General features: G+C 37.5%; 22 protein-coding genes. 13 read left to right on the top strand and 9 right to left on the bottom strand.

What is annotated here, in order from left to right:
* Window positions 1-69: 69 nt before the first annotated feature.
* The 6 genes from LEP1GSC202_RS08070 to LEP1GSC202_RS08045 all read left to right on the top strand — a co-directional run bounded on the left by LEP1GSC202_RS08070 (window position 70) and on the right by LEP1GSC202_RS08045 (window position 4,554).
* Window positions 70-354, top strand: coding sequence for a hypothetical protein (locus tag LEP1GSC202_RS08070; protein ID WP_015676551.1), 285 nt, complete (start codon window positions 70-72; stop codon window positions 352-354).
* Window positions 351-1,490, top strand: coding sequence for an LIC_10450 family protein (locus tag LEP1GSC202_RS08065; RefSeq protein ID WP_015676694.1), 1,140 nt, complete (start codon window positions 351-353; stop codon window positions 1,488-1,490). The genes LEP1GSC202_RS08070 and LEP1GSC202_RS08065 overlap by 4 nt, the downstream gene beginning before the upstream one ends.
* Window positions 1,487-2,281: a hypothetical protein gene (locus LEP1GSC202_RS08060; RefSeq protein WP_015676335.1), complete on the top strand. Its 795-nt coding sequence runs from the start codon at window positions 1,487-1,489 to the stop codon at window positions 2,279-2,281. The genes LEP1GSC202_RS08065 and LEP1GSC202_RS08060 overlap by 4 nt, the downstream gene beginning before the upstream one ends.
* A gap of 15 nt (window positions 2,282-2,296) precedes the next feature.
* Complete coding sequence (locus tag LEP1GSC202_RS08055; RefSeq protein ID WP_039928381.1) at window positions 2,297-3,826, top strand: thiolase family protein; 1,530 nt, start codon at window positions 2,297-2,299, stop codon at window positions 3,824-3,826.
* A 69-nt stretch (window positions 3,827-3,895) separates the two neighbouring features.
* Window positions 3,896-4,141, top strand: a complete 246-nt coding sequence (locus LEP1GSC202_RS08050) for a ribbon-helix-helix protein, CopG family (protein WP_015677462.1) — start codon at window positions 3,896-3,898, stop codon at window positions 4,139-4,141.
* Entirely contained in the window at window positions 4,138-4,554 is a 417-nt protein-coding gene (locus LEP1GSC202_RS08045) for a type II toxin-antitoxin system VapC family toxin (RefSeq protein ID WP_015676630.1), read from the top strand. The genes LEP1GSC202_RS08050 and LEP1GSC202_RS08045 overlap by 4 nt, the downstream gene beginning before the upstream one ends.
* Before the next feature lie 98 nt (window positions 4,555-4,652).
* Here the strand turns inward: LEP1GSC202_RS08045 and pheS are convergent, their stop codons facing one another.
* From pheS to LEP1GSC202_RS08010, 7 genes are read right to left on the bottom strand one after another with little or no spacing between them, the layout of a single operon-like run.
* Complete coding sequence (gene pheS / locus LEP1GSC202_RS08040; protein ID WP_015677073.1) at window positions 4,653-5,678, bottom strand: phenylalanine--tRNA ligase subunit alpha; 1,026 nt, start codon at window positions 5,676-5,678, stop codon at window positions 4,653-4,655.
* Entirely contained in the window at window positions 5,675-7,069 is a 1,395-nt protein-coding gene (locus LEP1GSC202_RS08035) for a UDP-N-acetylmuramate--L-alanine ligase (protein ID WP_015676496.1), read from the bottom strand. Before LEP1GSC202_RS08035 ends, pheS begins: the two co-directional genes overlap by 4 nt.
* Window positions 7,066-7,680 (bottom strand): hypothetical protein, encoded by a 615-nt coding sequence (locus LEP1GSC202_RS08030; RefSeq protein WP_015676903.1) that lies wholly within the window; start codon window positions 7,678-7,680, stop codon window positions 7,066-7,068. Before LEP1GSC202_RS08030 ends, LEP1GSC202_RS08035 begins: the two co-directional genes overlap by 4 nt.
* A gap of 1 nt (window position 7,681) precedes the next feature.
* Entirely contained in the window at window positions 7,682-8,755 is a 1,074-nt protein-coding gene (locus LEP1GSC202_RS08025) for a hypothetical protein (protein WP_015677592.1), read from the bottom strand.
* Window positions 8,752-10,623 carry a motility-associated ABC transporter substrate-binding family protein gene (locus LEP1GSC202_RS08020; RefSeq protein ID WP_015676811.1) on the bottom strand — a complete coding sequence of 624 codons (1,872 nt, stop codon included), beginning with the start codon at window positions 10,621-10,623 and terminating at the stop codon, window positions 8,752-8,754. The genes LEP1GSC202_RS08025 and LEP1GSC202_RS08020 overlap by 4 nt, the downstream gene beginning before the upstream one ends.
* A gap of 3 nt (window positions 10,624-10,626) precedes the next feature.
* The gene (locus LEP1GSC202_RS08015; RefSeq protein ID WP_015677212.1) at window positions 10,627-11,358 is read right to left on the bottom strand and encodes an ABC transporter permease; all 732 of its coding nucleotides are present in this window, start codon (window positions 11,356-11,358) and stop codon (window positions 10,627-10,629) included.
* Window positions 11,355-12,284: an ABC transporter ATP-binding protein gene (locus LEP1GSC202_RS08010; RefSeq protein ID WP_015676709.1), complete on the bottom strand. Its 930-nt coding sequence runs from the start codon at window positions 12,282-12,284 to the stop codon at window positions 11,355-11,357. The genes LEP1GSC202_RS08015 and LEP1GSC202_RS08010 overlap by 4 nt, the downstream gene beginning before the upstream one ends.
* Before the next feature lie 32 nt (window positions 12,285-12,316).
* Between LEP1GSC202_RS08010 and LEP1GSC202_RS08005 the strand changes: the two genes are divergently transcribed.
* Window positions 12,317-13,831 (top strand): PAS domain-containing sensor histidine kinase, encoded by a 1,515-nt coding sequence (locus tag LEP1GSC202_RS08005; protein ID WP_015677479.1) that lies wholly within the window; start codon window positions 12,317-12,319, stop codon window positions 13,829-13,831.
* Window positions 13,828-14,223, top strand: coding sequence for a response regulator (locus tag LEP1GSC202_RS08000; protein ID WP_015676680.1), 396 nt, complete (start codon window positions 13,828-13,830; stop codon window positions 14,221-14,223). The genes LEP1GSC202_RS08005 and LEP1GSC202_RS08000 overlap by 4 nt, the downstream gene beginning before the upstream one ends.
* Window positions 14,224-14,235: 12 nt before the next feature.
* On the opposite strand, the gene LEP1GSC202_RS07995 is transcribed toward LEP1GSC202_RS08000, so the two are convergent.
* Window positions 14,236-15,237 carry an adenosine kinase gene (locus tag LEP1GSC202_RS07995; protein ID WP_015677599.1) on the bottom strand — a complete coding sequence of 334 codons (1,002 nt, stop codon included), beginning with the start codon at window positions 15,235-15,237 and terminating at the stop codon, window positions 14,236-14,238.
* Between the two features lie 84 nt (window positions 15,238-15,321).
* On the opposite strand from LEP1GSC202_RS07995, the gene LEP1GSC202_RS07990 reads away from it, so the two are divergent.
* The 5 genes from LEP1GSC202_RS07990 to LEP1GSC202_RS07970 are packed head-to-tail and all read left to right on the top strand — an operon-like array spanning window position 15,322 to window position 22,769.
* A complete protein-coding gene (locus tag LEP1GSC202_RS07990; protein WP_015676846.1) occupies window positions 15,322-17,400 on the top strand; it encodes a TonB-dependent receptor in 2,079 nt (692 codons plus the stop codon).
* Window positions 17,400-18,635: a hypothetical protein gene (locus tag LEP1GSC202_RS07985; RefSeq protein ID WP_015677210.1), complete on the top strand. Its 1,236-nt coding sequence runs from the start codon at window positions 17,400-17,402 to the stop codon at window positions 18,633-18,635. Before LEP1GSC202_RS07990 ends, LEP1GSC202_RS07985 begins: the two co-directional genes overlap by 1 nt.
* A gap of 35 nt (window positions 18,636-18,670) precedes the next feature.
* Window positions 18,671-20,320: a 2,3-bisphosphoglycerate-independent phosphoglycerate mutase gene (gpmI, locus tag LEP1GSC202_RS07980; protein WP_015676453.1), complete on the top strand. Its 1,650-nt coding sequence runs from the start codon at window positions 18,671-18,673 to the stop codon at window positions 20,318-20,320.
* A 17-nt stretch (window positions 20,321-20,337) separates the two neighbouring features.
* Complete coding sequence (locus tag LEP1GSC202_RS07975; RefSeq protein ID WP_015676695.1) at window positions 20,338-22,386, top strand: serine hydrolase domain-containing protein; 2,049 nt, start codon at window positions 20,338-20,340, stop codon at window positions 22,384-22,386.
* 44 nt (window positions 22,387-22,430) lie between these two features.
* Window positions 22,431-22,769 (top strand): STAS domain-containing protein, encoded by a 339-nt coding sequence (locus tag LEP1GSC202_RS07970; RefSeq protein ID WP_039928376.1) that lies wholly within the window; start codon window positions 22,431-22,433, stop codon window positions 22,767-22,769.
* Window positions 22,770-22,807: 38 nt separating this feature from the next.
* On the opposite strand, the gene LEP1GSC202_RS07965 is transcribed toward LEP1GSC202_RS07970, so the two are convergent.
* Window positions 22,808-25,204 (bottom strand): SpoIIE family protein phosphatase, encoded by a 2,397-nt coding sequence (locus LEP1GSC202_RS07965; RefSeq protein WP_039928374.1) that lies wholly within the window; start codon window positions 25,202-25,204, stop codon window positions 22,808-22,810.
* Window positions 25,205-25,276: the final 72 nt, after the last annotated feature.

Raw genomic sequence — 25,276 nt, 5'->3', positions numbered from 1 at the left:
CGGTCAAGGCGAAAGAGAAAAAAATGAGTACCAAACGACATTCCCAAGACCTCTTCCTGCGGAGGTACCATGTTTTCTGCTCTTATTTGGATCGATTCCGAACTTTACAAAATCTTGACCGAGCGCCACCTAGACATCGGACTTGTGGTGAAAATGGCTATTTTATCCCTCAAATTGGAGGGATTGGAACCTGGACCCTATCCGCCAGGTGAGCTTGGCCACTATGAACGATTGGAACTCTCACGGTATGATTTTTTTACATTAAGCCTCATTTCTCGGGAGAAGGAAGTTGACCCGAACGTATTACTCTCATATGCTTTCACAGAAGCTTTGTTGGAAATTTTGCGACTGTGACTCCTGAAAAATCAAAATACCATTATATTAAAATTGATTCGATCACAGACATCGATCCACAAAAACTATCTATTTCACAAATCCAACAACGGTATATTGATAAAGATAACAATCGTTATGCCTTAAGATTCAATAAAGAAATCCGAAGGATCGAAATTTTGAAACTGATTGGGAACCATTTTGAGGTCCTACCCCACCATCCAGTTTCCCAAACCAAAGAAAACCAAACCTCAACCGATCCAAATCCTGAAACGAAACCTTCTCCAACTCAACCGCCGATCATCTCAGAAGACTTGAGGGCCAATCCCATTTTAGGGAAATTAATCTCTACACCTGATCCCAAACTCACCACACAAGATAAAGGGGTAAAACCTTTAGAAATCTCCAAAGAAAAACTGACTCCAGTGTTAGAAGAGAACTTGATGCGAGAAGATGTAGATTTAGATATCTTTGAAGGTGAAGAACCTCCGAAAGTACAGGAGATTCTTTCCCACGAAGGACTTCTCAACACACCTGAGCCTCATAAACCCGAGGATGAAGACACATCTACCATCACAGCAAACATGAGGCTAGAGGAAGGGACTGGGGAAAAAACAGCCCAACAACGGATTGATGATTTTTTAAAGATCATCGCTACTTATAGAGAACGGATCACAGCCATCATACGGAACCTACAATCCTCAAGGATTTTTGAACTCACAGGAGATCCTTCCGAAAACAAAAACATTGTGGGTAATTTTTCAAGAGAAATTGAAGCCACTGTTTTTGAGGCCATCGATAAAATGATCGATCTTCATAAAGAAATGACCTCTTATCCTCGTCCAATTACCTATTACATTTCCAAATCACCTGTGGAAAAACGGGAAGAGATGAAACTAATTGAATCAGACAAAGAAAAGTTGAATCATTTACATTTGTTTGAAATGCAAAGGCATTCAGATTCCATCATTAAAGACCTTAAAAAGTTAAGTTTGCAGTTATTGAATATATTGAATCTTAAAAATGAAATTCAAGTGAAACAATTACAATATGCGAACCAATTGATGTTTGTGGATGCAAAAAATGCCTCACTTTATTTTGCACAAGACTTAGATAAAACCATTTTGGAAATTGAACACTGGAAACAATCGAAATGAAAGAACTGTCCGAAGCAGAAACAAAAGCCATATTAGAAAAAATTAGATCGGAATACAAAGAACATGGGAAATTGAATCCCAAGGCATTTGACCAAACTGGATTTGAGCAACGTTACATCCAAGTGTTAAAACTTCGTGGGAATATTACAAAATTTCTCACGGAAGAAGTAACTTTTTTGGAACAACTCAAATCAAAATTCCAAGAACTAGCAGCAAAAAAAGAAGCAGCAAAAGCACAAACTTTAAATCGTATCATGGACGAATCGATTGAGAAGTTGGCCAATTACAAAAAGGTTGACTTCCATCCTTTAGCCAAACTGGAAACTCGATACTTTTATGGAGCGATGTTAGATTTTACAGAAATGGAACTTCCGGTGCTGATTTATATCTTTAAGGGAACACCAGAATATTCCTATTTGCAAGATGCAGTATTACAAGTGGAGCGAATTGGGCTCACTCGGCGTGGTCTTCCTTCCATGAAGATGCAAGAGTTCATCAAAACCTTGTTAGATGCCAACGGGAATGCAATTGTCATCGAAAAAGCATCTCAAAATCTTTTGAAGGATGGATGTATTGCCCTAAAAAATATCATCGTGGCCGTACAAGATCTTACAGCAAAAAACCGAATCAACCCTGATATGATTGTCCAAGTGAACGAAAAGGAATATCCTAATTCGTATAATGCTTACAATGGCAAAAAGTTTGGAGAATGTTTGAATCGGATCACTGAACGCTGCAAACAAATCATACAAGATTTTCGAATGAATGCGTTGATGAATATCGAAGGTTAGTTTAAATATGGCTCCATGGACCCTATTTTGCTTGGTGTTAGCGACACAATTGAATCGGAATTTGACCAGGAAGTTTATAAAAACCTTTCTCCTTTAGAAAAATACCATTCCTTACTTTTCACATCCGTTGATAAACTATTTGGTTTTTTAGGAACGAACCGAGAAACCCTCAAACCCTACCTCACCGATTTTGTATCCGTAGAAGCTCAGTCTCTCGGTAGAGAGGGGTATGGGTTTACGATCAAAGATGCAAACGATATGGGATTTGGGGGTCTTGCCTGCCATACAGTAGATCTTGGTGGAGCCAGTGTTGGTGGTGCCATCCAAACGGCACATACCATCGTAAAAGCAAATCCCTATGCTGTGGTGCTTGTGGCGGCTGCTGACATTCCCAAATCCGTTTTCAAACAAGTATCCGATTTAAAACGTTTAACAGCAACCGTTTGCCATAAGGATTGGGAGATGCCTTATGGAGCAACCCTAATCGGACTCTATTCCTTGTTATGCGAACGAATGATGTTTGATACAGGTGTGACAAGTGAAGACTTAGAAGAGATCACAAAACACTTCAGGTCCCTAGCTGAAACCAATCCACGAGCCTTTCAATACCAAAAACAAATGGTCGAAAAACAATTAAAAAAACCACTTTCAGGTGTATATAGCACACCAATGATTGCAATTGTCACAGACCATGGATTTGCCACCCTCATCACATCTGAAGCCATGAAACAAAAGTTAATCGATAATAAAGTGATTAAGGCGGATGCAAAACACATTTATGTGATTGGTTCAGGTCATAGTGCCCATGCAGAATACCTCATCCAAAAAAAAGATTTAAAAAGCCCTGCGGGACTTGCTTGTGAGCGGGCGGTAGCATCAAGTGGGATCAGTCGCTCTGAAATTGAATATGCTTGGATTTATGATTGTTTTACCGGAATGATCATCCATGAAGCCTCATTGTATTTTGGAGTTTCTCCCAAAGAAACAGCGAATGCACTTCGTAACGGTAAAATTTCCAATGGATCCAAAGAAATTCCCATCAATTTAGGTGGAGGGATCTTGAATTACCAAGCAGCCATGGCAATCTCCGGGGCTACGGGACTTGTAGACATCGCTAGCCAATATGGTCTTTCCGTACATCCGATTCCCAATGTTCTCAGTGAACCACCTAAAGTAAGTTTGCTTGGAGGCAACGGTGGGATTGATAGCATCAACTCTGTGATTCTATTTGCCAAAAACAAAACGGAGAAAATACCGAAAGAACCCATTGGCCTGAAACCTTTAGAAGTAAATGTTCCCAGTCCCAAGGAAAAAGAAAAAGCTACCATTCTCTCTGCTACAACCATCTACTTCAATCCTGGTGGCGAAAAAAAACCACCTTACCTCATTGTTTGTTCGACCAAAGACAATGGCGAAATGGTTCTCACAAACCTCTATGACAAAGAAGGAAAAGAGATAGTATCGAAGGAGGGGTTGGAATTAGGAAAAACCAAAGTGGAGTTCCAGATGATCGATGGAAAAATCCAAGCTGTGTTATTGGGTTGAGTGAGAAGTCAGCCCTGAAGCTCTTGACAGAGAATGAAAAATGTGATACATGTGTATTACGGCACTTGTATGATCAGCTTAAGATTACCTGAGGAACTAGAAAAGAAACTTTCAGAAGTCGCTAAAATTGAAAATAAAAGTAAATCAGAGATCATCAAAGAATCCATCGTTTACTATATCGATCATTTTGCGAAACAACCTTCGGCCTATGAGTTAGGAGAAAAATACTTCGGATTATATAAAAGTGGTATTTCTGACAAATCGATAAACCATCAAAAGTACATCAAAGATGCTTTGATTCATAAACGGAAATGATCAAAGCAATCATTGATACAGGTCCAATCGTTGCATTTTTTGATGAATCTGATCATTACTGTGTTCCATGTAGGACTTTTCTAAAACAATTTAAAGGTAAATTATTCACCTCACTTGCTGTTGTTACGGAAGTATCTTATTTATTGTCAGACAACAAAAGAATTCAAAAAGCCTTTATTGAATGGATAGAGCAAGGTGCAATTTCAATCTTACACCAAGGTAATGAACAATTCAGATCCATTTTGTTTTATATGGACAAGTATTCAGATCGACCAATGGATTTTGCAGATGCAACACTTATGACCATTTCCGATATGTATGAAATTCCAAATATCTTCACTCTCGATAGTGATTTTCGTTTTTATAAATCAAAAAAAGGGAAATCTTTAAAAATTATCAACGAGAACATTTGAATCGATTCAATTTGATTTCATCTGATGACAAAATCAAATTCTTAAATTAGTTTTTGTTTTATCAGTTTAGCCTAAATCCACAATGGAAAAGCCACCACCTAAAACTGTTTTAGAAAACGTAAATTCCCGGATTGGAAATAACGGATGTCGTGGATCCCGTAACGCATCATCACCAATCGATCAAGGCCAAGTCCAAAGGCAAAACCTGTCCATTTTTTGGAATCAAGGCCAGCGGCTTCTAAGACATTTGGATGGACGAGTCCACAAGGAAGGAGTTCGAGCCATCCCGATTGTTTGCAAACGCTACAACCGTCTCCACTGCAAACAAGGCAATTGATATCCAATTCAAAGCCAGGTTCTACAAAGGGAAAGTATCCTGGGCGGAGTCTTGTTTTGATTTCCTTTCGGAACACACGCGATAAAAGCGTTTCCATTGTGTATATCAAGTGGGCAACCGAAATGTTTTCACCAACGACCATCCCTTCTACTTGGTAAAAGGTATTTTCATGGGAGGCGTCCACTTCTTCATACCGGAACACACGACCTGGTGCAATGATACGAAAGGGTGGTTTTAATTTTCGGAGAGCCCGTACTTGGATGGCAGAAGTGTGGGTTCTAAGTAGATTGCCATCAACCGTATAAAACGTATCTTGCATATCCCGAGCCGGATGGTCTTCCGTAAAATTTAAAGCACCAAAATTGTTTTCATCCGTTTCCACTTCAGGGCCATCCATTACGGAGAAACCCATGGAAGTAAAAATATCTTCAATCTCATATTGGATTTGGGATATGGGATGCAAACTCCCTCTTTCTTTTTTAGGGAGAGGACGAAGTGTATCAAAAAATTCCTTTCCCAATTGGTTTTCATAAAAACTTTCTTTGAGGGATACTCGTTTGGACTCTACAATACTTTCGAGTTTTGTTTGAGCTTCATTTGCTTGTTTCCCAACTGTCTTTTTTTCTTCAACAGATAGAGATGCTAGACCCTTAAGAACAGAAGTGAGTTTCCCTTTTTTTCCGAGGAACTGGTTTTTTAGAGCATCTAACTCTTGTTCAGTAGTGACAACATTTAAGACAGACTCAGCCTCTTTGACTAAGGATTCAATTTCTTGGGATAGGCTCATAGTGATTCTCTTGTTTCCATTAAGGATTTTAATTCAGAATAAATCCCACCAAATGCTCCATTGGACATGGCAAGTATGATGAGTTTATCTTTTTTGTATTGAGGTAATATCTTTTTTAATAGAGAAGGAATGTCTTTAGGAGAGACCACATAAAATGATTCTTTTTTCGTATAGGTTTTGATGTCCTTCACCAATTTTTTTACATTGAGGCGTAGTGTTTTACTCACTTTGTCAACTTGGTAAACTTCTGTGACTACACTCACATCACTGCCTTTAAAACTTTTTGCAAAATCATCTTGGAATACATTTCTATGTGAGGTGGCACTCCTTGGTTCAAAAAGAGAAATGATTTTGTAACCAGGATATGCTTCCTTGTGTGCTTTAATGGTTTCTTGGATGGCAACTGGGTGGTGGGCGAAGTCTTCTACAAGTAAACTAGTTTCGGAAACATAAAGGTTTTCCTGTCTACGTTTCACACCAGGGAAAGATTCCACAGCTTCCAAAATTTCTTTTCGTTTTTGGGGAGCAATTTCCAGACACACTCGCACTGCAACTTCCACATTACGATAATTATGGGAACCAATAAGAGATGGTTTGATTTTTGCTTTTGTTCGAATCTCTGTTAAAATTCCTTTTTCGTATTTAAAAATGGAATTTTTATCACCCAATTCAAATGATTCCACAGGTGCATGTTGGTAGTCTTTTGTGATATCACTTAAATTTTTGGAACCTTTCCAGTAAAACACCTTTCCGCGACTAGGAACTAAGTTTAACAGCCGTTTGAACATAACTTTGATCGCATCCAAATTGGCAAATATATCCGCATGATCAAAATCAAGTGCATTCATCACAAGATAATAAGGTCTGTAATGTAAAAACTTCGAACTTTTATCAAAGAAAGCAGAATCATATTCATCCCCTTCGATAACAAAATAATCTCCGTCTCCAAGAGCAAAGCCAGGGTATCCATCTTTACGGATCCCTCCAACAAAAAGTCCAGGTTTTAAACCAATTGATTCTAATATCCAATGGGTTAGAAATGTGGTAGTGGTTTTGCCATGAGTTCCAGAAATCACAATTGGTTTTTTCCCTTTTAGGAAAAAATGACCAATGGCTTCTGCCATACTCATATATTCAATGCCTGTGTTTAATACTTCTTCTACTTCTGGGTTTCCTCGTGAGATCGCATTACCGATAATAACAAGATCTGCTCCTTTGACATTCTCTTTGCGATAACCAGATTTAGGTGACAGTCCCCACTCTACCAATTTATCAGACATTGGAGGGTATAAATTTTGATCTGAACCAGACACGTCATGACCTTGTTGTTTGAGCATATACGCTAAATTGCCCATGGCAATTCCGCCAATTCCTACCAAAAATATCTTCAAAAGAGTACCGTCCTAACTAGGTTATAAAAAAACAAAGGAATTGAAAGTAGAACCAAAAAGAATAATACCACTTTCAATAGAAAAAATAAAAAATCAAAGGAACTCCAAGCTCTGCGAATGGATAAATAAAAATAAGATAAATGTAATGAATATAAAAAACCAACAGCTAACATGAATAAGGGGATCGGTGCTGGAAAAATCCAAAAGATGGATGTGGCCGAAAAAGCCAAAAAGGAAATGATAAAAACATGTGGTTCTGGTCCCTCCCAATCTTTTGTTCGGTCTCGCATTTGGTGGTACATCCGAAAACTATCGACAATCCTAACAACAAAATAGAATCCAAAATAAAAAAAGAATACGGTGCCAACTCCTTGGGTGTAAGTGAGTTTTGTTTCTTCTTCAACAAAGGAGGCTTTAAAGATCAAAATTTGGATGCAGTTACCGAGAAATTTGGTAAGTGGTGCCAATAATGCCAATTGTAAATGGCATAACCATAAATCCCGCCCACCCAAGTCTGATTTTTGAAAATAGGATTCAAAGGCAGACATAGGAGAATAAAATAAATCACGGATGAGTTGCATCCGTTGTGTGATGGTTGAAACTTTTTGCACCTTATTGGATTTTCTGGTTGGGGCGCTCGTATCGGGAAGCACTTTTCACTTTCATGACCGCATTCACTAAATTTTGGAAGGAATCCTCTTTCATCCAAGTGATTGATTCATCAAAATAGGAAGGGAACTGGCGTACAACAGGGCGCCATTTTCCCTCAGCCGATTCCCAAATGGGAAAAAAAGACAATATGATTTTTGTACCATTTGAAAGGTTTACAGCAAGGGTTGCTTCGGGACTCACGTTTTCAGGAAGCGATGGAAACTGGGGTGCACCCACTTCGTCCGGATAAAATTCAACCTTCAGACCTTTGGCCACGTTCTCCCATTGGTTTCCAACATCTGGAGGTAAAACAATGCGTTCCCCAGTGGTCCGACTCCAATGATTTACATACACATTGTATTGGTTTTTTTTTGCTCGGTTTTCCACCTGCACGAGGTTTCCTTGTCCAGAAAATTTGAGTTCCTCAATGTATCCATCCGTTACAGAAATGTATGCCTTCTCTCGAAAATTGGTAACGGGTGTTCTAAATTTTTCAATGATGTATTGGTAGGGAGCGATGATCTCATTTTGAATTGCGACCGCAACTCGACCTTCATCCGCACCAATTTTTTTTCCAAATAACAATTGTTTTTTGCCATCAAATTGAATTTCTTTCCCGTTATCTTCTGAGACAGTTAGGGAGGGAGAAAATTCACTTAAACAATATGTTTTTTTGATCTCGTCAGTTGAGGATTCAATGAGTTTTGTTTTGAGTACACTGATCTCAGAAAAACTATTTTTGACATTATAGTTTCCTTCATACACCAAAACGTTTCCATTTTTTTCCGTTGTGACAGTGAACAAAGCTGGAGCATTCCAACTTCTGGAAAGTTTTCGAAACACCATGGTTGAATCTGCAAAACTTGGGACCAAATTCCCACACCACTCTGGTTTAGGTGGGTTGTAACGAATCGATTTCCAATCTTCTTTCCAATAATTAGTTTCCGATATATTTTCTGGATGGTCTTCCATTAGATAAAATAGCAAAAACAATCCGAAAAATGCAATGAGGACTAAAGTTAACTTCTGTTTCATACTTCTATTAGTGAATGTTTTCGTCTGGTATACACAAAGTAAGAACCAACAGCTAAAATAAATCCAGGGAACAAAAAGACACCAATTGCCCATGCAACTAACTTTTGGTTGTCGGACAATGTAATTGTATCCACTTCGTCTTTTTTTAATGGAATTTCAGCCACGATACTATCTTGGAAAAGTCCAGTGATGGATACAGTTGAAAATTGAGCGTTCATTACGTACGGAATGAACTGATCGGTAATCCAACTGGTGCCTGTGTGTAAAATGATTTTTCCAGATTTTTCTCCAGTAAGAGACATTGGTGACAATACAGTGGAAAGGATTTTACTTTCCTTTTTTTCGTTTGCATCCAACTTTCCATTTTTGTTTAGGTCTTGGTAGGCATCAAAACCTGATTCGAGTAAGGATTCCGATTTCCAAACGTAAGGCGTAGGAGCATTTGGTTCAGTCTCCAAATAACCGCTGTAAGGAAATAATATTCCCATGTCCTTTTTTTGTAAGAGGTCAGTCAGTCGGTTATCAGGAAATCGTTTTGCTACGATGAACCCAGGTTTTTCATCTCTTTCAATCAATGGAGAAGCATTAAATTTTAAACCAGCTGATTGTAATAACCAACTAAAGTCCTCGCTGCCTTTTGGTTCCATCGTAATGAGAATTTTCCCATTTTTTTCTAAAACATATTTGTTTAATTCTTCTCTTGCTTCTTTGGAAAAGGGAACTGTTGGTCCAAGAATCACAAGCATATCAGCATCTTCTGGAAGTTTAGAAGGCCAACCTTGCGCAAATCCAAGTTCAGCTACTTTAAAATTTAAAAACTGCAACGAAGAAACAAAGCGATTTACCTGCTCATTGGGAAGTGCCCGGAATGCCATTCCATATCGTTCCCCATTGGCAACAGTGAAATATACTTTTTTCTGATCAGTGGTTACATTGAGTAAAGCTGCAACTAACTTACGTTCCAAGTCCTCCAAATCCTTCGGTTCTTTGGCGATCACTCTTTCTTCTGCAAATGGCGTAGTGGAAGTCAAAAGGGACTGTTTTTTGGAACGAACAAAAATAGTCCCATTCGAAACTTGTCCAAACTCTTTTAACAAATCTACCTCTACATCCGCATTGATGAACTGAACCGTAATGTGTGAATTTTCTGATTTGATTTGGTCGAGTAAAATTTCAATATCAGGTCTTACGCGTGTTAAGGCGAAAGCTGCTAGTTTGTCTCCATTGGCAGGCCCATCTGCTTCGAGAGGCCTTGGGTAAAAAGCAGTAATGGTAACATCTTGAGAAATTGGTTTGATTAAATTTCTTGAAATTTGTGATAAAGAAAATTTCCCCTGGCTACTCAAATCAAAGTTATAGTTTCGTTTGATCGCAAAATAATTCACCGCCACAAGGATTGGTAATACAAATAAAAACCCAAGTACTGCATTTTGTAACAAAGAACTTTTTGACTTTGCCAAATTACTTTGTGCTTCCAAGGAAGACTTACCAATCTCAAGTAAAATGATTTGTAATAAAAATACCAAAGAAAAGAGAACCACACATAAAAGGAGAAATTCTCTGATTTTAGGAATGGCACTCACTTCCTCATTAAAACCTGCAACTGGTTTTAAATCCAAAAAGTCACGAAGGACTGAAAGTAAAAATGCAGTGATCCCAAAAATAGCAGCAATGTAACGGTTCTGGTCTTCTTTTCGGATCCCTTTAGAAAAGGCACGGACAATGGTATCCGAAGCCAAAAACAAAAACACAACACCCAAAAATAAAATTTTTCTTTTTGGGTCCACAACCATTCCATCAAACAAGAAATAGGCGAAAAGGGAAATTAAACTAACAAATGGTAATACTCTATCAGCAGATAATAACATGATCTAACCTCTCCATCTCCTGGATTCCAAGACCTTTACGGTTAAGTACAAAAATAGAAACGTTCCACTTAAGAAAAAAACAATTCCTGTTAAAGGTAACACTCCTTTGGCAAATGCAGCAAAGTGCGAAAAAATATGTAAGTGGAACAAAACCTTTCTCGTAGTAGCCTGAAAGAGATGAGAAAAATAACCAACCACCCAAAGTGTCAAAATGATTAGCACAGAAATGAGGAGTGAGATCATTTGGTTTTTCCCAAGACTGGAACCAAACATGCCTATGGTGAAGGTAAAAATCCCTAACAAAAAGACTCCAATACTCCCAGAAGCCACCATATAAAATGGAGCTTTCCAAAATGTATATAGTAGAAGTGGAAAAAGTCCATTGATGAAAACTGTGATAATACCACACACTGTCACACCAAACATAAATTTACCGAACACAATTTCCAAATCGGTAATGGGAGAAGTGAACAAAAGTTCTAATGTTCCTTTATTTTTTTCTTCTACAATGGAACCCATGGAAATGATCACCATTGCAATGAGTATGGTTGTCATAAAAGAAATAAATGTGATGTAGGTTGCAATTTCATAATTTGCAGTGCCATTAAAATTGAGGATCATCACAAACAATGCATTTAAAAATGCAGTTCCACCTAGGACAAGTGGTCCCATATAAGTTCCAAAAAATAAACGTATTTCTTTTTTATAGATCCAAACAGCCGTTTGCCAGTTCATATTTTCTCCATAAAAATCTGTTCGAGTGACACTTCTTGTTTTTTTAATGATTCAATTTGAATCCCAGATGACAAAGCCTTTGAAAATAAGGATTCTTTGAATTGTTTTGGATTCGTAGTTCTTATTAAAAACATTTCTTCTTCTTTATTTGTTCCCAATTCAGAAACGGTGTCATTTCCAGAAAGAACCGTTTTCATAAATTGACTTAAGTCCTCTTTCGCTTTACCAGAAAGACCTACTTCCCAACCTGCAAGGCGGTTCATCTCCTCTTCTAATCTAGCCAACGTAAGTTCTTGTTTCAAACTTCCTTTGTGTATGAATAAGAATTTATCACAAGTTTTATAAATCTCTGTGAGGATATGACTTGAGATGAGAACGGTATGATTTCCCGCCAAACTTCGGATTAGGCTTCTGATTTCTACAATTTGTTTTGGATCAAGACCAGAGATGGGTTCATCCATGATCACAATTTCAGGATCTCCGAGGATAGCTTGTGCGATCCCTACACGTTTACGATACCCAAGGGATAAGGTTCCAATGAGTTTGTCTTTTACATGGATGAGATTTGTTTTTTCAATGACCTTATCCATTTCCGAATTTAGTTTTGAGTCCTCAATTTTTTTGATACGACCCACAAACTGAAGGTATTCGGATATTGTCATATCCTCATAGAGGGGTGGTGTTTCTGGTAAGTATCCGATCTTTTGTTTTGCTTCTAAAGGAAAATCAAAGATGGACTTCCCATCGATGGAAGCATCCCCTGCACTTGGGATCAAATACCCGGTGAGGATCCGAATGGTCGTGGTTTTTCCTGCACCATTTAGACCAAGTAGGCCTACGATTTCACCTTTCTCTAATTTAAAATTGAGCCCTGAGATGGCTCGTTTTTCGCCGTAAAATTTGGATAAATTGCTGACTTGTATCATAACTTTGGTTTAGTTTTCGTATACCTGCACCTATGAATGAATTTCTGGAAAAAATCAAAAGCTTTTTCAAGGATGAAGAGAGCTTTTTTGATGCAAAGCAACTTCTCGGCCAAAATTGGCACAATTTTGTCCCCCAATACTTTGACAAAATCCTAGAAACGCGTACGAATGCGGTATATGTATTAGACAAGGACGGAAATTACACCTATGTCAATGCAAAAGCTGTGGAAATGGCAGGGAAATCCGCAGAAGAAATGTTAGGGCAAAACATTTGGAATTTATTTCCCGTATTAAAATCCATCGAATTTGGAACTCAATTATCTGAGGCCATCCAAGAAAAAAAAACCTTTCGCTCAGAAGAAACCTACTTCGAAACTTTAGGTTGGTATGATATGCAAGTTTTCCCACAAGAAAACTTTACCATCATCATCGCAACGGAAGTCACAAACGAAAAAAACGCGAAAGATGAATTTAGCCAAATCATAACCAAAAACAAAACCATTTTGAATGCTCTTCCAGATTCTTTGTATGGCATCCATCGAAATGGACAAACCATCAACCATAAAGAGTTCCCACATTTCACAGGTTGGGACTGCAAAAACAAAGACACTAATCTTCGTTATTCAGATATAAAGGATATTTTCCCTGAAAATAAATTAGAAGAAATTCATACAATTCTCAAACAAGTGATTGATTTGGGAGTGAGTAAAACTGTCGAATATTCCATCCATGATTCAGATGGGGAAAAGTATTTCGAAGCACGATTTACAAAAACTGGTGATGTGGATGCTCTTGCTATCATTCGGAATATTACGGAACGAAAAAAAGCAGAAGCTTTAAAAAATGAATTCATCAGTTTAGTAAGCCATGAGCTCCGAACACCACTCACATCGATTAAAGGATCAATTGATTTATTGCTTGCTGGAGTTGCCGGTGAAGTTTCCAACCAAACAAAGTCATTACTCAATATTTGTCGAAAGAATACGCAAAGGTTAGTTCGGTTTGTGACTGACCTACTTGATATTGAAGCATTAGATTCTGGGAATATTAATTTTAAATTTAGAACCTACCAATTAGGAGAAATTTTACAAACTTCCGTGGATGGGATGCGTACCTTTGCAGAACAATACCATGTGTTATTAAATTTTGATTCCAATTTCCCACAAACAAGTGTTTATGTGGATGAAGATCGTTTGAACCACTGTATCACGAATTTAATTTCCAATGCTGTGAAGTACACTCCAAAATTCTCAGAAGTAACTATCTCCGTTCAAACCGATGAAACCAAAACAAAAATTCTCATTAGAGACAATGGTCCAGGAATTGATCCTAATTTTGCACCGAGATTGTTCCATAGGTTTGCACAAGGTGCACCTCCCAAAGACAAACTTGTAGGGGGATCAGGGCTTGGGCTTTCCATAACGAAAGGATTTGTCGAAGCCATGAATGGCAAAATTTATTTTTTTTCTGACGATTCAGGTACAGTTTTTACGATTGAATTACCCTTAAACAAACCTGGGCAAATTCCCATTGGGATGAACCAATGACGATACCTACATTAAAACATGTGTTAATTGTTGAAGATGAAGAAGACATCGTTGAAATCCTTAGGATTGCTCTTGCATTTAATTCCAGTTATGAAGTGAGTTTTGCCAAAACTGGTCCAGAAGGTTTACAAAAAGCGATCATCCTGCAACCCGATTTGATCCTTTTGGATGTTCTGATGCCAGGTATGAATGGGATGGAACTCATTGAAGAGTTAAAAATTTTCCCAGAAACCAAAGAAATTCCTGTGGCGTTTATCACATCACGTGTGTTAAAGAATGAAATCTTAGAATACCAAAAAAGAGGGGGCATCGGTGTAATTGAAAAACCGTTTGCCCCTCTTGAAATTTCTGAAAAAATCCAAACCCTATGGGAAGATTTTTACAAAAAATAAAAATCTTGTGTTTTATTTATCTTGGAACCCAGCTAAAATTTCTTCTTGGCGGCCCATTAGTTTTACGGATAACCTTGGCCCCACCTCACAAACGATACGCGAGGCAACATAATTCCCCCATCGTGCCGATTTTTGTGCGGAATACCCTTGGGTGAGTCCATATAAAACACCAGCCGCAAATGCATCTCCGGCTCCCGTTGTATCAATCGGTTTTACGGGAAATCCAGGAACTAATGTGATTTTACCATTTTCGGCAACATAAGCTCCGTCTTTTCCAGCCGTCATAAATACCATGGGACAAAGTTTGGATACAAATTGTATTGCTTCTTCTGGTTTTTTCCCTCCACTGATGGCAAGGCCCTCTTCCGTATTACAAAAAACAACATCTACGTATTCCTTTGTTAGATGAATGAATTCATCTCTGGAACGATTCACACAAAATGGATCACTATAAGTAAAGGAAACTTTGATATTGTTTTCTTTTGCAAGTTTCATCGTAAGTTCACTTGCTTTTTTAGTGGAATCTCCATCCCATAAATATCCTTCTACATAAACAAACTTACTTTTTTTTAAGTTTTCTTTATCGATATCATTTGGACCGAGAGATGTGGAGATCGCAAGATTCGTAAGCATTGTGCGTTCTGCATCGGGTGTGGTGAGCACAACACAAGTACCAGTATGGCCTGCTTTATCAGGTGTGGTTTCAAACAAAACCCCAGCATCTTCCATATCTTTTTTATAAAACTCACCATACGTATCATGAGTGACTTTTCCCGTATAACAACAGGTTCCACCAGAATTGGCAATGGCTATCATCGTGTTGGCGGCACTTCCACCAGACCTAAGTTCCTTTTTCTCATCATGAAGGTCGGCAAGAATTTGACCTTGTCTCGATTCGTCAACTAAGGTCATCACACCTTTGGTTATATTTTGTTTTTCTAAAAATTTGGGATCAATGAAGGCAATGATATCTACCAGGGCGTTCCCTACGCCAAATACGTCGTAATGTCTCATGATACCAATGCTTTTTTCCTTTAGGGAATTGACACTCAATTTTCCTATTTCAGTTTGACAAGGTACCGAGAAAAAAACGACTTCATGCTTTCCCAATTCAAATTCATTTTCCTCATTTGTTTGTTCCTCGGACCAAATCTCCTTTTCTCACAAGAGCCTCCAAAAAAAGAACCTGAGGCCGTTGAAATCAAAGCGAATGTCGATTCCAATTCTAAAAATACAAATTTCAGCAAAAATCCAACCGGATTTCAAAAAGAAATCAACTTAGAACAATCAAACACTCGTTACATGAGCCTTCCCGATGTACTCAGCCGAGAAGCTGGTGTAAGGGTCCGCCAATTCGGAGGACTTGGTTCCTATTCTACACTTTCGTTACGAGGAACAAATCCCAATCAATCTAAAATTTATTGGAATGGAGTTCCCATAAATAATTCGTTAGGTGGTGAGATCAACTTAGCTGATTTACCTTTTGATAATTTAGAAAAAATTGAAATTTATAAATCAGGGACACCAGCAGGATTTTCCGGATCAGCAATTGGTGGGAGTATCAATCTTGTCTCTAAATCAAAAATTGATAAACCAATCACTCGAGTGAATTTAATGGGAGGTAGTTTTAAAACGGCAAAAGCCACTGTTACCCACATGGACCAATTTACGAATGGTTCTTATTTCCTCCAAGCTCTCCAAGAAACATCCGATCAAAATTTTACATACCTCAATAACAAAGGAACTGTTTTATTTAATACATACGATGATACCCTTGATGAAAGAAGGAATGCCCAATTTCGAAAAACTGGATTAACTGGGAATCTTTCCTTTGTTTTAGACAAAACCAAAATCAATTTTTTAAATGATTATATCCACAGAAAACAAGGATTACCTGGTCCTGGCAACAGGCAAACCACATCTGTAGGAAGAGTATTTAGTAAATTATCATCAGCCATCACTACAGAAACCAATGAGTTTTTATTCACCAACTTAACCTTAGAAACCAAAACCTATGGGAATTTTGCAAAAGATGATTTGTTTGATCCTAAATCTGAATTTAGTTTTGGAACACCGAATGCCTATACAAAAACAAATCAATATGGATTTCAATTATCTCCCACATTGTACTTATTAGAGTATTACCAAGTCCTTCGTGTTTCCTTCCAAACAGAACAAGAATTTTTTACGCGCTACGAAAAACGAGCCAATCATGAAACCGAGAGAAAGGAACCAAAAAAAAGAAGGGACTCTCAAAGTTTTACATTCCAAGATGAGATACGTTTACTTTCGAATCGTTTGTTTTTTGTCCCTCAAGTACGATTTGAACGATATACAGATCGCTTCGGAAAAGATGAAACAAGTATTCGAAACCAATTACTTGATCCACTAACAGATGTTTTTTATGTAAGGCAAAATTTCACCAATCCAAGTTTGGGATTAAAGATTGTATGGATTAAAAATGAAAATTTAGAATTTGGATCATTGGCCAATCTCAGTAAGGATTTTCGAATACCAAGTTTTTTAGAGTTATTTGGAGAACGAGGAAGTATTGTTGGGAATACAAAATTAAGGCCGGAACAAAGTAGGAATGGAGACATTGGTTTTTATTTAAATGCAAAACCAAATTCAAATTGGAAAATCCAATCCGACATCTCTTATTTTCAAAAACGTATTTATGATATGATATTGTTTTTACCAAATTCGCAGTTCACTTTAAGGCCCGAAAATGTTGGCCAAGCATTCATTCGAGGTGTGGAAACAAACCAAAACATTATTTGGAATAAAGGAATAAAATTTAACTTCAATTATACCTACCAAGATGCAAGAAATTACTCCGAATCACCAGCGTTAAATGGAAAATTCCTTCCTTTACGTTCCAAAAGCCAAGGCAGTGCCTTACTTGCCTATTTTAATGAATCTTCTGAAATTGGCATTGAATACCAATACATTGGAGCCAATTTCCGTGATCGAACCAATGAATATTTAGGTTATTTGCCTGCTCGCCAATTTTGGAATCTCTATCTCCAATACTCTGCTTACAAAAATAAAGAAACAGGAAATGAATTGATTATAGGTTTTGAACTGCGTAATCTAACAGACAAACGAGTGGAAGATTTGGTGGGTTATCCTTTGCCAGGTCGAAGTTATTATATGACAGGGAGTTATCGATTCTAATGAAAAAAAAATTATCAATCAGACTCCTTTATCTCGTATTAGAAAATGGAAAGACCAAATATAAAACTGCTCATCGGAAGATTTTATTTTTAATACTATTTGTTTTCCAATGTAACCAATTGGAAATTGAAAAACCTAGTTTATTCCAATTTTTATTTTTATCAGCTTCTCCTACTTCTGTTGGGGTAGTCACTTCAGACTTTGCCAGCGGAGGAAGGTTTAAAACCTTTGAACCCAATTCATTCACAACATTTCCGACATCCATACCAATCCATTCTGATGCTGTTGGTCGTTATTCCAATGACCGAGTTTTTATTGTCAATCGTCTCAATCGGGATTCCATCCAAGTTTTAAATCCACAACTGGGCTTTTTCACCGAACAAGAGTTTAGTGTCGGACAAGGGAAAAATCCACAAGACATTGCGGTTTGGAATGATAAATACTTTATCAGTTTGTACAACGCAGACGAACTTGTCATTCACAGTCGGAGTTCTGGTGTTAAAATTGGAGCTGTGTCTTTTTCATCCCTAAAAGAAACCTTTTCCACTTCAGGAATTCCCGACTCTTCTGTAGAAGCATCCTACATGGTACAAGATGGATCGAGTTTGTTTGTTTTATTACAAAGGCTTGATCGAAATGATGTTTCCGGATATTTACCACCTAACTCTGATTCACTTTTGGTTGAAGTGGATATGGATTTAAACCAAATCCGAGCGGTATATACTTTACCTTATCGCAACCCAAGTTCCAAAATCCAAAAAGTATTTTTATTTGGAGAACCACATCTGGTCTTTTCTTGTGTAGGGCGAGTTGGATTCATATCCCAAATCGATGCTGGAATCATTGCATTCCGTTTGAGCACAAGGCAGTTTCATCCTGAAAGATTGTATGCAGAACAAGTAGCAGGTGGAGACATCTTATCCTTTCAGATTAAAAATGAGGAATTTGGATATGCATCAGTTCTCGATGCAGGATTTAACAAAACCATCCAAGTTTTCCGCCCTCGCACGGGAGAAAAATTAGGTACCTTATTACAAATTCCAGGAAATATAGGGATCAGTTTATCGGGACTATTACTTACAAACGAAGGAAAATTATTAGTTGGTTCCACTGATTTTTCGAGACCAGGAATTTATGTCTTTGATACAAGTATTGGAAACGTTTTGTTAAATCCAATTCCTAGTTCTGTAGAACTAACACCTTTTGATATCTTCCAGTTGCAAAATCTTCCCTAATTTTCAAAATGGAAAAAGACAGGGGAATCTAATTTATGTTAACTCTTAAAAAACATCCGCAAGGACCACTTGCCAAACAAGTTTTACTTCTCGTATTAGATGGTGTTGGTTACACAGAAAAAGGATTTGAAAACGGCAATGCAGTTGCAAAAGCCAATATGCCTGTTCTCAAAGGTTTATGGAAAAACCATCCCACAGTTTTATTAAAAGCACATGGAACTGCAGTAGGAATGCCAAGTGACGAAGATATGGGAAACTCTGAAGTGGGTCACAATGTTTTGGGTTCTGGTCGAATCTTTGACCAAGGAGCAAAACTAGTATCACAATCCATCGAAAATGGATCTTTATTCCAAGGACCTATTTGGAAAAAGTTGATTTCCAATTGTTTATCCAATCAATCCACCTTTCACTTACTTGGTCTTTTTTCTGATGGAAACGTACATAGTCATATCGATCACTTAAAGGCCCTCATCGATAATGCAATCAAAGAAAATATTAAAAAAATCAGATTACATATCTTACTTGATGGAAGGGATGTTCCCGAAAAATCAGCGTTAGACTATCTAATTCCATTTGAAACATACTTAGATACTCTTAGAAAGGCAGGCACAGATATCTTAATCGCATCTGGTGGTGGTCGTATGGAATTAACCATGGATCGTTATGATGCCGATTGGTCCATGGTAGAAAGAGGTTGGAACCACCATGTGGAAGGGGAAGGTAGAATGTTTCATTCCGCAAATGAAGCAATCGAAACTTTCCGAGTTGAAAATCCGTCCGTCATTGACCAATACTTACCAGGGTTTGTGATCGGAGACCAAAGCGGAAATCCAGTCGGCAAAGTTTTAGACAATGACTCTGTTGTGTTTTTTAACTTCCGAGGGGATCGTGCCATTGAAATCTCTAGAGCATTCACAGAAGAAAACTTAACAACATTCAATCGCAAACGATTTCCGAAAATTGAATTTGCGGGTATGATGCAATATGATGGAGATCTTTTTATCCCCAAACAATACTTAGTTGCACCTCCCGCCATCGATAGAACGATGGGTGAATACTTTGCCAATGAAGGGATTGCCCAATATGCGCTTTCCGAAACACAAAAGTTTGGGCATGTAACCTTTTTTTGGAACGGAAACAGGTCTGGTTATTTCAATCAAACGATCGAAACCTATGAAGAAGTAAAATCAGATATCATCCCCTTTGATCAAAAACCAGAAATGAAAGCCAAAGAAATCACAGACAACTTAGTATTAGCTCTTACTTCACATAAATACCCCTTCCTTCGTGTGAATTATGCTAACGGAGATATGGTGGGGCATACGGGAAATATGGATGCCACTGTAAAAGGATTGGAATACTTGGATCTTTGTTTGGATCGGATCAAAAAAATTTGCGACGAAACAAATACCGTTCTGTGTATCACTGCGGATCATGGTAATGCCGACGAAATGTACCAATTGGATAAAAAGGGAAATGCACAAACAGCAAAAGATGGAAAACCGGTTCCCAAAACAAGTCATACTCTGAACCCCGTACAATTTGTACTCTATGACCCAAAAGGAAACATCCAACTGAATTCAAATTTAGAAGGCATTGGACTTGCAAACGTAGCCGCAACGATGATGGATTTATTAGGATTTGAAGCTCCAGAAGGATACCATCCAAGTCTAATCAAAAGATAGTAGTTGTTACCACCTATATGATGTTTCGGATCTTCATTTGCCTTCTGTTCAGTTTAGCATTGATAAACTGTTCAGAAGATGAGATCGGTTCCTTTTCTGAAGAAACAAAAGAAAAAATCCGAAAAAAAATCAAACAAGATGGGTTCCAAGGTGTTGTTCTCATTTCTCAAGATGATACCGTTTTATTCAGAGAAACCATTTACTCTGGGAAACAAAAAAAACGCTCCCAACTTTACAAAAAACATAGTTTCCCCTTGGGAGAATCATCCAAACTTTTCACTACATTTCTGATCCATAAACTTGTGGAAAAAAAGAAAATTTCTCTTACGGATCCTGTCAAAAATCATATCAAGTGGTTTCCTCATTCCAAAACAACCATTGAACATTTGTTACGACATACATCTGGATTACCCAAAATCATAGAATTTTTACCAAATTTTGATTCCGAAAAATCCAATTTTAAACGAGAGGATATTAAAAAATCTTTCATTGAATCCAATTTGAAACCTAACTTCTCACCAGGAGAATATTGGAAGTATAGCCGATTGGATTATTTGTTTTTGGCTTATGTCATCGAAGCAGTAACATCTCAACCCTATTCCGCAGTCGTAAACGAAGAAATATTCCAACCACTAGGGATGAAACACTCTTCTGTTGATGGAAATGAAACTCTTCTTGGAAACAGTGGAATTTTAAGTACACCAGAAGACTTATTACTCTTTGTCGAAACCATTCGAAAAACAAAACTCATTTCAAAGGAATCCAAAAATTCCATTCTCAAAAAAACTGTGTTAACAGATGCGATTGCAGAAGATCCAATTTCTTTTGGAGAAGGGGTTTATGTCGGTGATTATTTTTATTGGACTTACGGAAAAAAAAAGGGAATTTCTAATTTTCTCTACCATGATTTAAAAAGTAGAATTTTTATATCGATTGTGAGTCCCTATGGAGTGAGTAAAGGTGATCTTTCTTCCATTAAGTCTACACTTACTGAAATCATCTTCAATGCAAAAAAACTAAATCTAAAAAAGAAAACTGGTTCCCCAAACGAAATATACATTGAAGACCTTATGAAGGAAGAAAAAGTTCCATCTCTTGGTATCGCTGTTTTTAAAAACTATTCCTTAAGTTGGAAAAAAATGTATGGAACCAAATCACAACAAACTTTGTTTCGAGCAGGTTCTTTATCCAAAACAATGACAGCAACTGCTACCTTACGATTAGTGGAAACTGGGCAACTTGACTTATATTCCAATTGGATCGGAAAACTAAAACAGTTCAAAGTGTCCGTACCTAAGGGTAAAAAAAGAAGTTTGGTAAATTTAGACTTGTTATTGTCTCACACAAGTGGGCTCACAGAAAAAGGGAATTGGGATGATCCTATCAACTCTGGAAAAAAACATCTGAAAGATTTAAAAGACACAAATACTTCCAAAGGAAATGGATTAAAATTATACTACAAACCAGGAACGAAATCGAGATATTCCGGTGGAGGGTATAGTATCGTCCAAGAAATCCTTACAGAACGTACGGGAAAACCTTTCCCCACTCTTATGGAAGAAATTGTTTTCCAACCTTTACAAATGAAACGTAGTACCTTTCGGCAGAATTTAAAAGAAGCAAATGATCGTTGTGATGGTTATGATGAGTTAGGAAATCTTTTACCTGAAAAAATATTCGTAACACCTGAACTTTCTTCCGGAGGGCTTTGGACAACTCCCGAAGAGGTGGGGATCGTATTCAATGAGGTGGCCAAAGCAAAACAAGGACGATCTGAATTTTTAAGTAAGGAATCAGCGGAATACTTACTTTCACCAAAGATGAGTGCAGCCAGTTTAACCGTCCATGCACTTGTTGCTCATGGTTTCTTTTTGAACCGCACTGGGAAAACGGAGTATTTTTTCCATGGGGGGCACACAAAGGGACATAAATCGCTCGCCATATTCAATGCTGAAAAAGGATATGGGGTGGTCATCATGACCAATTCGGAAAATGGATCCAAACTCATTTGGCGGATTTTACGAAACATTTCCGTTGATGAAAAATGGGATAAGTTTGTGAATTAAACTATTGACCAATTCGGAAAACTAGCTATTCTCTAAGCGATTCGATGGAATATACGGAATCTAAAACGAACGGAATTGTAGTCCTGAAACTTTTCGGCAACTTAGACATGTTAAATGCCGGTATCTTAAAGGAAAGGATCAAAGAATCTGCGTCCCAATCCGAACACAGATTTATTTTCGACTTGGAAGGTGTTAGTTTTATCGACTCTTCTGGATTTGGACTCATCATGTCTTTAAACGACAAACTAACAGAATTAGGTGGTGGATTACGAATTGTAAACGTTTCCAAAACCATTCGTCAAATCTTTCGTATTTCAAAAATATCTTCCGTCATTCAAATCTTTGAATCAACAGAAGATGCAATCCAATCCTTCCATTCCTAATTTTAAAGATAAACCAGATCCAATCCATTTTACCTAAATTAGGTGACTGAAGTTGTGACCATTTTTTTCCAAAAGTTTTTGAGTTTTAAAAGTTTCGGATTTTCTGGTGCCATTTCTTGTAAGGCAAGTAATACCTCTTTAGAACGTTCAATATCACGACGGTGCATTAAAATCTCAGCAAGCAAAAGTAGATTGTTAAAATTTTTGGGATCTCTGTATCTTAATCTTTCTGCATAATCAGTAGCCAAAACAAAATCACGTTTCTGTTTGTGAGCATAGGCTATATAAAATAAAAAGTCAGTATCCCCTGGATTTAATTGTAAATACCGATTCGCAAGTACGATTGCTTTCTCATAGTCTTTTGATTTCATGTATAGTTTTGACAATTCTCTCAAACAATACAGATCATCAGGTTCCGATTCCAAAGCAAGTTCCAAAGCGTAAATGGCGTTGTTCCATTCTCCATCGCGGTAAGACTGAATTCCTTCACCCAACATTTTATAATAAACATTATTTTTTGTAGATTCTTTGGCAGCGTACGCAACTTCTTCTAAAAATGAAATCCGCATCAAACTTAAATCGTCAGTCAATTCACCAAATAACATAAGCACACGACAGATCTCTGCCAAATCACCACCACCTTCCGTTACATGGCGAAGGAAAACCGTTTCATCATCATTTATTTTTCGATTTCCACCCGAATGACCCACAAACAAATCATCACGGCCATCAGATCCTAAAATTAAAACATCTCCTGGTCTTAATGGATAAATTTGAATGACCACTTCATCCCCACTCATTTCTGTAAATCCAATCTTGCGCAATGAGTGTTCGTTTTCTAGAAAACTCGCAACTCCATCTCGATACAATACAATCCAAGGGTGTTCAGCATTGATATAATACAGAGTTCCTGTTTCCTCATCCACCAAACCTAAAATAGCTGATAACAACATATGCCCATCAAAACTGATAAACACATTATGAACTTCTTGGAAACATTCCTTTAACCAGCGTTCGGGGTGACGGTCTTGCATGTATCTTAGTTTTTGAGTACGGGTGATGATGGATTTAAACACCGTTCCCATAACCAATGCTCCCCCTGCCCCTTGGATGGATTTCCCCATAGCATCTGCGTTTAAAAAAACTGTATATTTTTTCCCCATCAAATAAATCGAATCGGATACAGATAAGTCTCCACCGATCTCTGATTGTTTGTTACGAAACTTAAATTGTTTCATTTGCCTTTCAAAAATTTTAATGGAAACAGTTTCGGATTTCGCAAATGATCCTTTGAGAGGTTTGATCAAAAGGGATGTTAAAAAATAATCACCATCTTGTTTTTCTTGCATTTTCTGCATTTCAGAGAGTGTTTCATTTAATTCCCTAGTTCGTTGGTTCACCATCTCTTCCAAATGGTTTTGGTGTTCGGCGAGCTCTTCTTTCATTTCGACAAATACTCTTCCCATTTGTCCAATTTCATCACTGCGATGTGTAGGAAGAGTTTCTGGTTTCCATTGGTCTAAATCCACCATGGCCGAAGTTAATAGTTTGATTGCTTCCACCATATCTCGAGAAAATAAAAAGGAAATCAAAAAGATAACACCACATAACACTAAAGATGCGACTACAAAAAACGACCAAATTTTCCAAGTTTTTGATTCCACTTCGTTTTCATCAATCATCACATGGAATACCAATTGTTTGATGGATTGCGAGGTGCCAAGATATGGAATTTTCACTAAATAATAAGGTTTGTCCTGAAAATGGAATCGTTGTTCTTCTAGGAGTAAATTTGGATTTTCATTCATCACCATTCGAACCATGTCAGAGCCAATGGTTTTCACTTTTCCTTCTTGGAAAATGGCCAAATGGATTCGATTGTCTTTGGAAATTGTTTTGGTAAAATTATCATCAACAACTTGGCCAATGAGCAGAGTCCCTCTTCCAAAAAGAGGAGCAGCCAATCGAAACCCAAGGCCACTATGCCCATCTTCTAATGCAGCTGTCGCTTGTCCATTTAAGGCATTTTGGATGATAGGTTGGTTTTTTTTATCATCACCAAAATCCTTTGGCCTATGGACTCGAAACACCACCTTTCCTTGGTTATCACCCAATTCAAAAATAGAAAGCCCATACCGTTTTAGAATTTCTTGCAAATAAGGTAGTTCTTTTTGTAAAACTTGACGATCACGAAGACCCCTGTCTAAAATTTCCCTGGTTCTTGCGTTAAACGTAATTTCTTCTAATAATAATCTTAATTTTTCCTCTTTGAACTCTAATTCCCTTTGGAAATTCCGCGATAAGTCTTCTGCACGTTGGGTTTGTGGGATGTTTTTAACCGACTGTAAAAGATAGGCAAAACTGGTTGTGAGTGCAATCACAAGAAGAATTTGACTCACACTCAATATTAATAAGAATTTGTAACGTATGCTCATAGAAAACTACGTGCATCTTCGCAAATTTACGTTACAATCAAATGACATTCCTTTGAAGGAAATGTATCATCT

It is taken from the genome of Leptospira yanagawae serovar Saopaulo str. Sao Paulo = ATCC 700523, assembly GCF_000332475.2.
Lineage (GTDB): Bacteria > Spirochaetota > Leptospiria > Leptospirales > Leptospiraceae > Leptospira_A > Leptospira_A yanagawae.
This window is presented reverse-complemented; position numbering and strand designations above follow the sequence as displayed.

Excerpts from the sequence above, each read along its gene's own strand:
- LEP1GSC202_RS08070 (WP_015676551.1), top strand. The coding sequence starts at position 70 with ATGTTTTCTGCTCTTATTTGGATCGATTCCGAACTTTACAAAATCTTG.
- LEP1GSC202_RS08060 (WP_015676335.1), top strand. The coding sequence starts at position 1,487 with ATGAAAGAACTGTCCGAAGCAGAAACAAAAGCCATATTAGAAAAAATT.
- LEP1GSC202_RS08055 (WP_039928381.1), top strand. The coding sequence starts at position 2,297 with ATGGACCCTATTTTGCTTGGTGTTAGCGACACAATTGAATCGGAATTT.
- LEP1GSC202_RS08050 (WP_015677462.1), top strand. The coding sequence starts at position 3,896 with ATGATCAGCTTAAGATTACCTGAGGAACTAGAAAAGAAACTTTCAGAA.
- LEP1GSC202_RS08045 (WP_015676630.1), top strand. The coding sequence starts at position 4,138 with ATGATCAAAGCAATCATTGATACAGGTCCAATCGTTGCATTTTTTGAT.
- pheS (WP_015677073.1), bottom strand. The coding sequence starts at position 5,678 with ATGAGCCTATCCCAAGAAATTGAATCCTTAGTCAAAGAGGCTGAGTCT.
- LEP1GSC202_RS08025 (WP_015677592.1), bottom strand. The coding sequence starts at position 8,755 with ATGAAACAGAAGTTAACTTTAGTCCTCATTGCATTTTTCGGATTGTTT.
- LEP1GSC202_RS08020 (WP_015676811.1), bottom strand. The coding sequence starts at position 10,623 with ATGTTATTATCTGCTGATAGAGTATTACCATTTGTTAGTTTAATTTCC.
- LEP1GSC202_RS08015 (WP_015677212.1), bottom strand. The coding sequence starts at position 11,358 with ATGAACTGGCAAACGGCTGTTTGGATCTATAAAAAAGAAATACGTTTA.
- LEP1GSC202_RS08010 (WP_015676709.1), bottom strand. The coding sequence starts at position 12,284 with ATGATACAAGTCAGCAATTTATCCAAATTTTACGGCGAAAAACGAGCC.
- LEP1GSC202_RS08005 (WP_015677479.1), top strand. The coding sequence starts at position 12,317 with ATGAATGAATTTCTGGAAAAAATCAAAAGCTTTTTCAAGGATGAAGAG.
- LEP1GSC202_RS08000 (WP_015676680.1), top strand. The coding sequence starts at position 13,828 with ATGACGATACCTACATTAAAACATGTGTTAATTGTTGAAGATGAAGAA.
- LEP1GSC202_RS07995 (WP_015677599.1), bottom strand. The coding sequence starts at position 15,237 with ATGAGACATTACGACGTATTTGGCGTAGGGAACGCCCTGGTAGATATC.
- LEP1GSC202_RS07990 (WP_015676846.1), top strand. The coding sequence starts at position 15,322 with ATGCTTTCCCAATTCAAATTCATTTTCCTCATTTGTTTGTTCCTCGGA.
- LEP1GSC202_RS07985 (WP_015677210.1), top strand. The coding sequence starts at position 17,400 with ATGAAAAAAAAATTATCAATCAGACTCCTTTATCTCGTATTAGAAAAT.
- gpmI (WP_015676453.1), top strand. The coding sequence starts at position 18,671 with ATGTTAACTCTTAAAAAACATCCGCAAGGACCACTTGCCAAACAAGTT.
- LEP1GSC202_RS07975 (WP_015676695.1), top strand. The coding sequence starts at position 20,338 with ATGATGTTTCGGATCTTCATTTGCCTTCTGTTCAGTTTAGCATTGATA.
- LEP1GSC202_RS07970 (WP_039928376.1), top strand. The coding sequence starts at position 22,431 with ATGGAATATACGGAATCTAAAACGAACGGAATTGTAGTCCTGAAACTT.
- LEP1GSC202_RS07965 (WP_039928374.1), bottom strand. The coding sequence starts at position 25,204 with ATGAGCATACGTTACAAATTCTTATTAATATTGAGTGTGAGTCAAATT.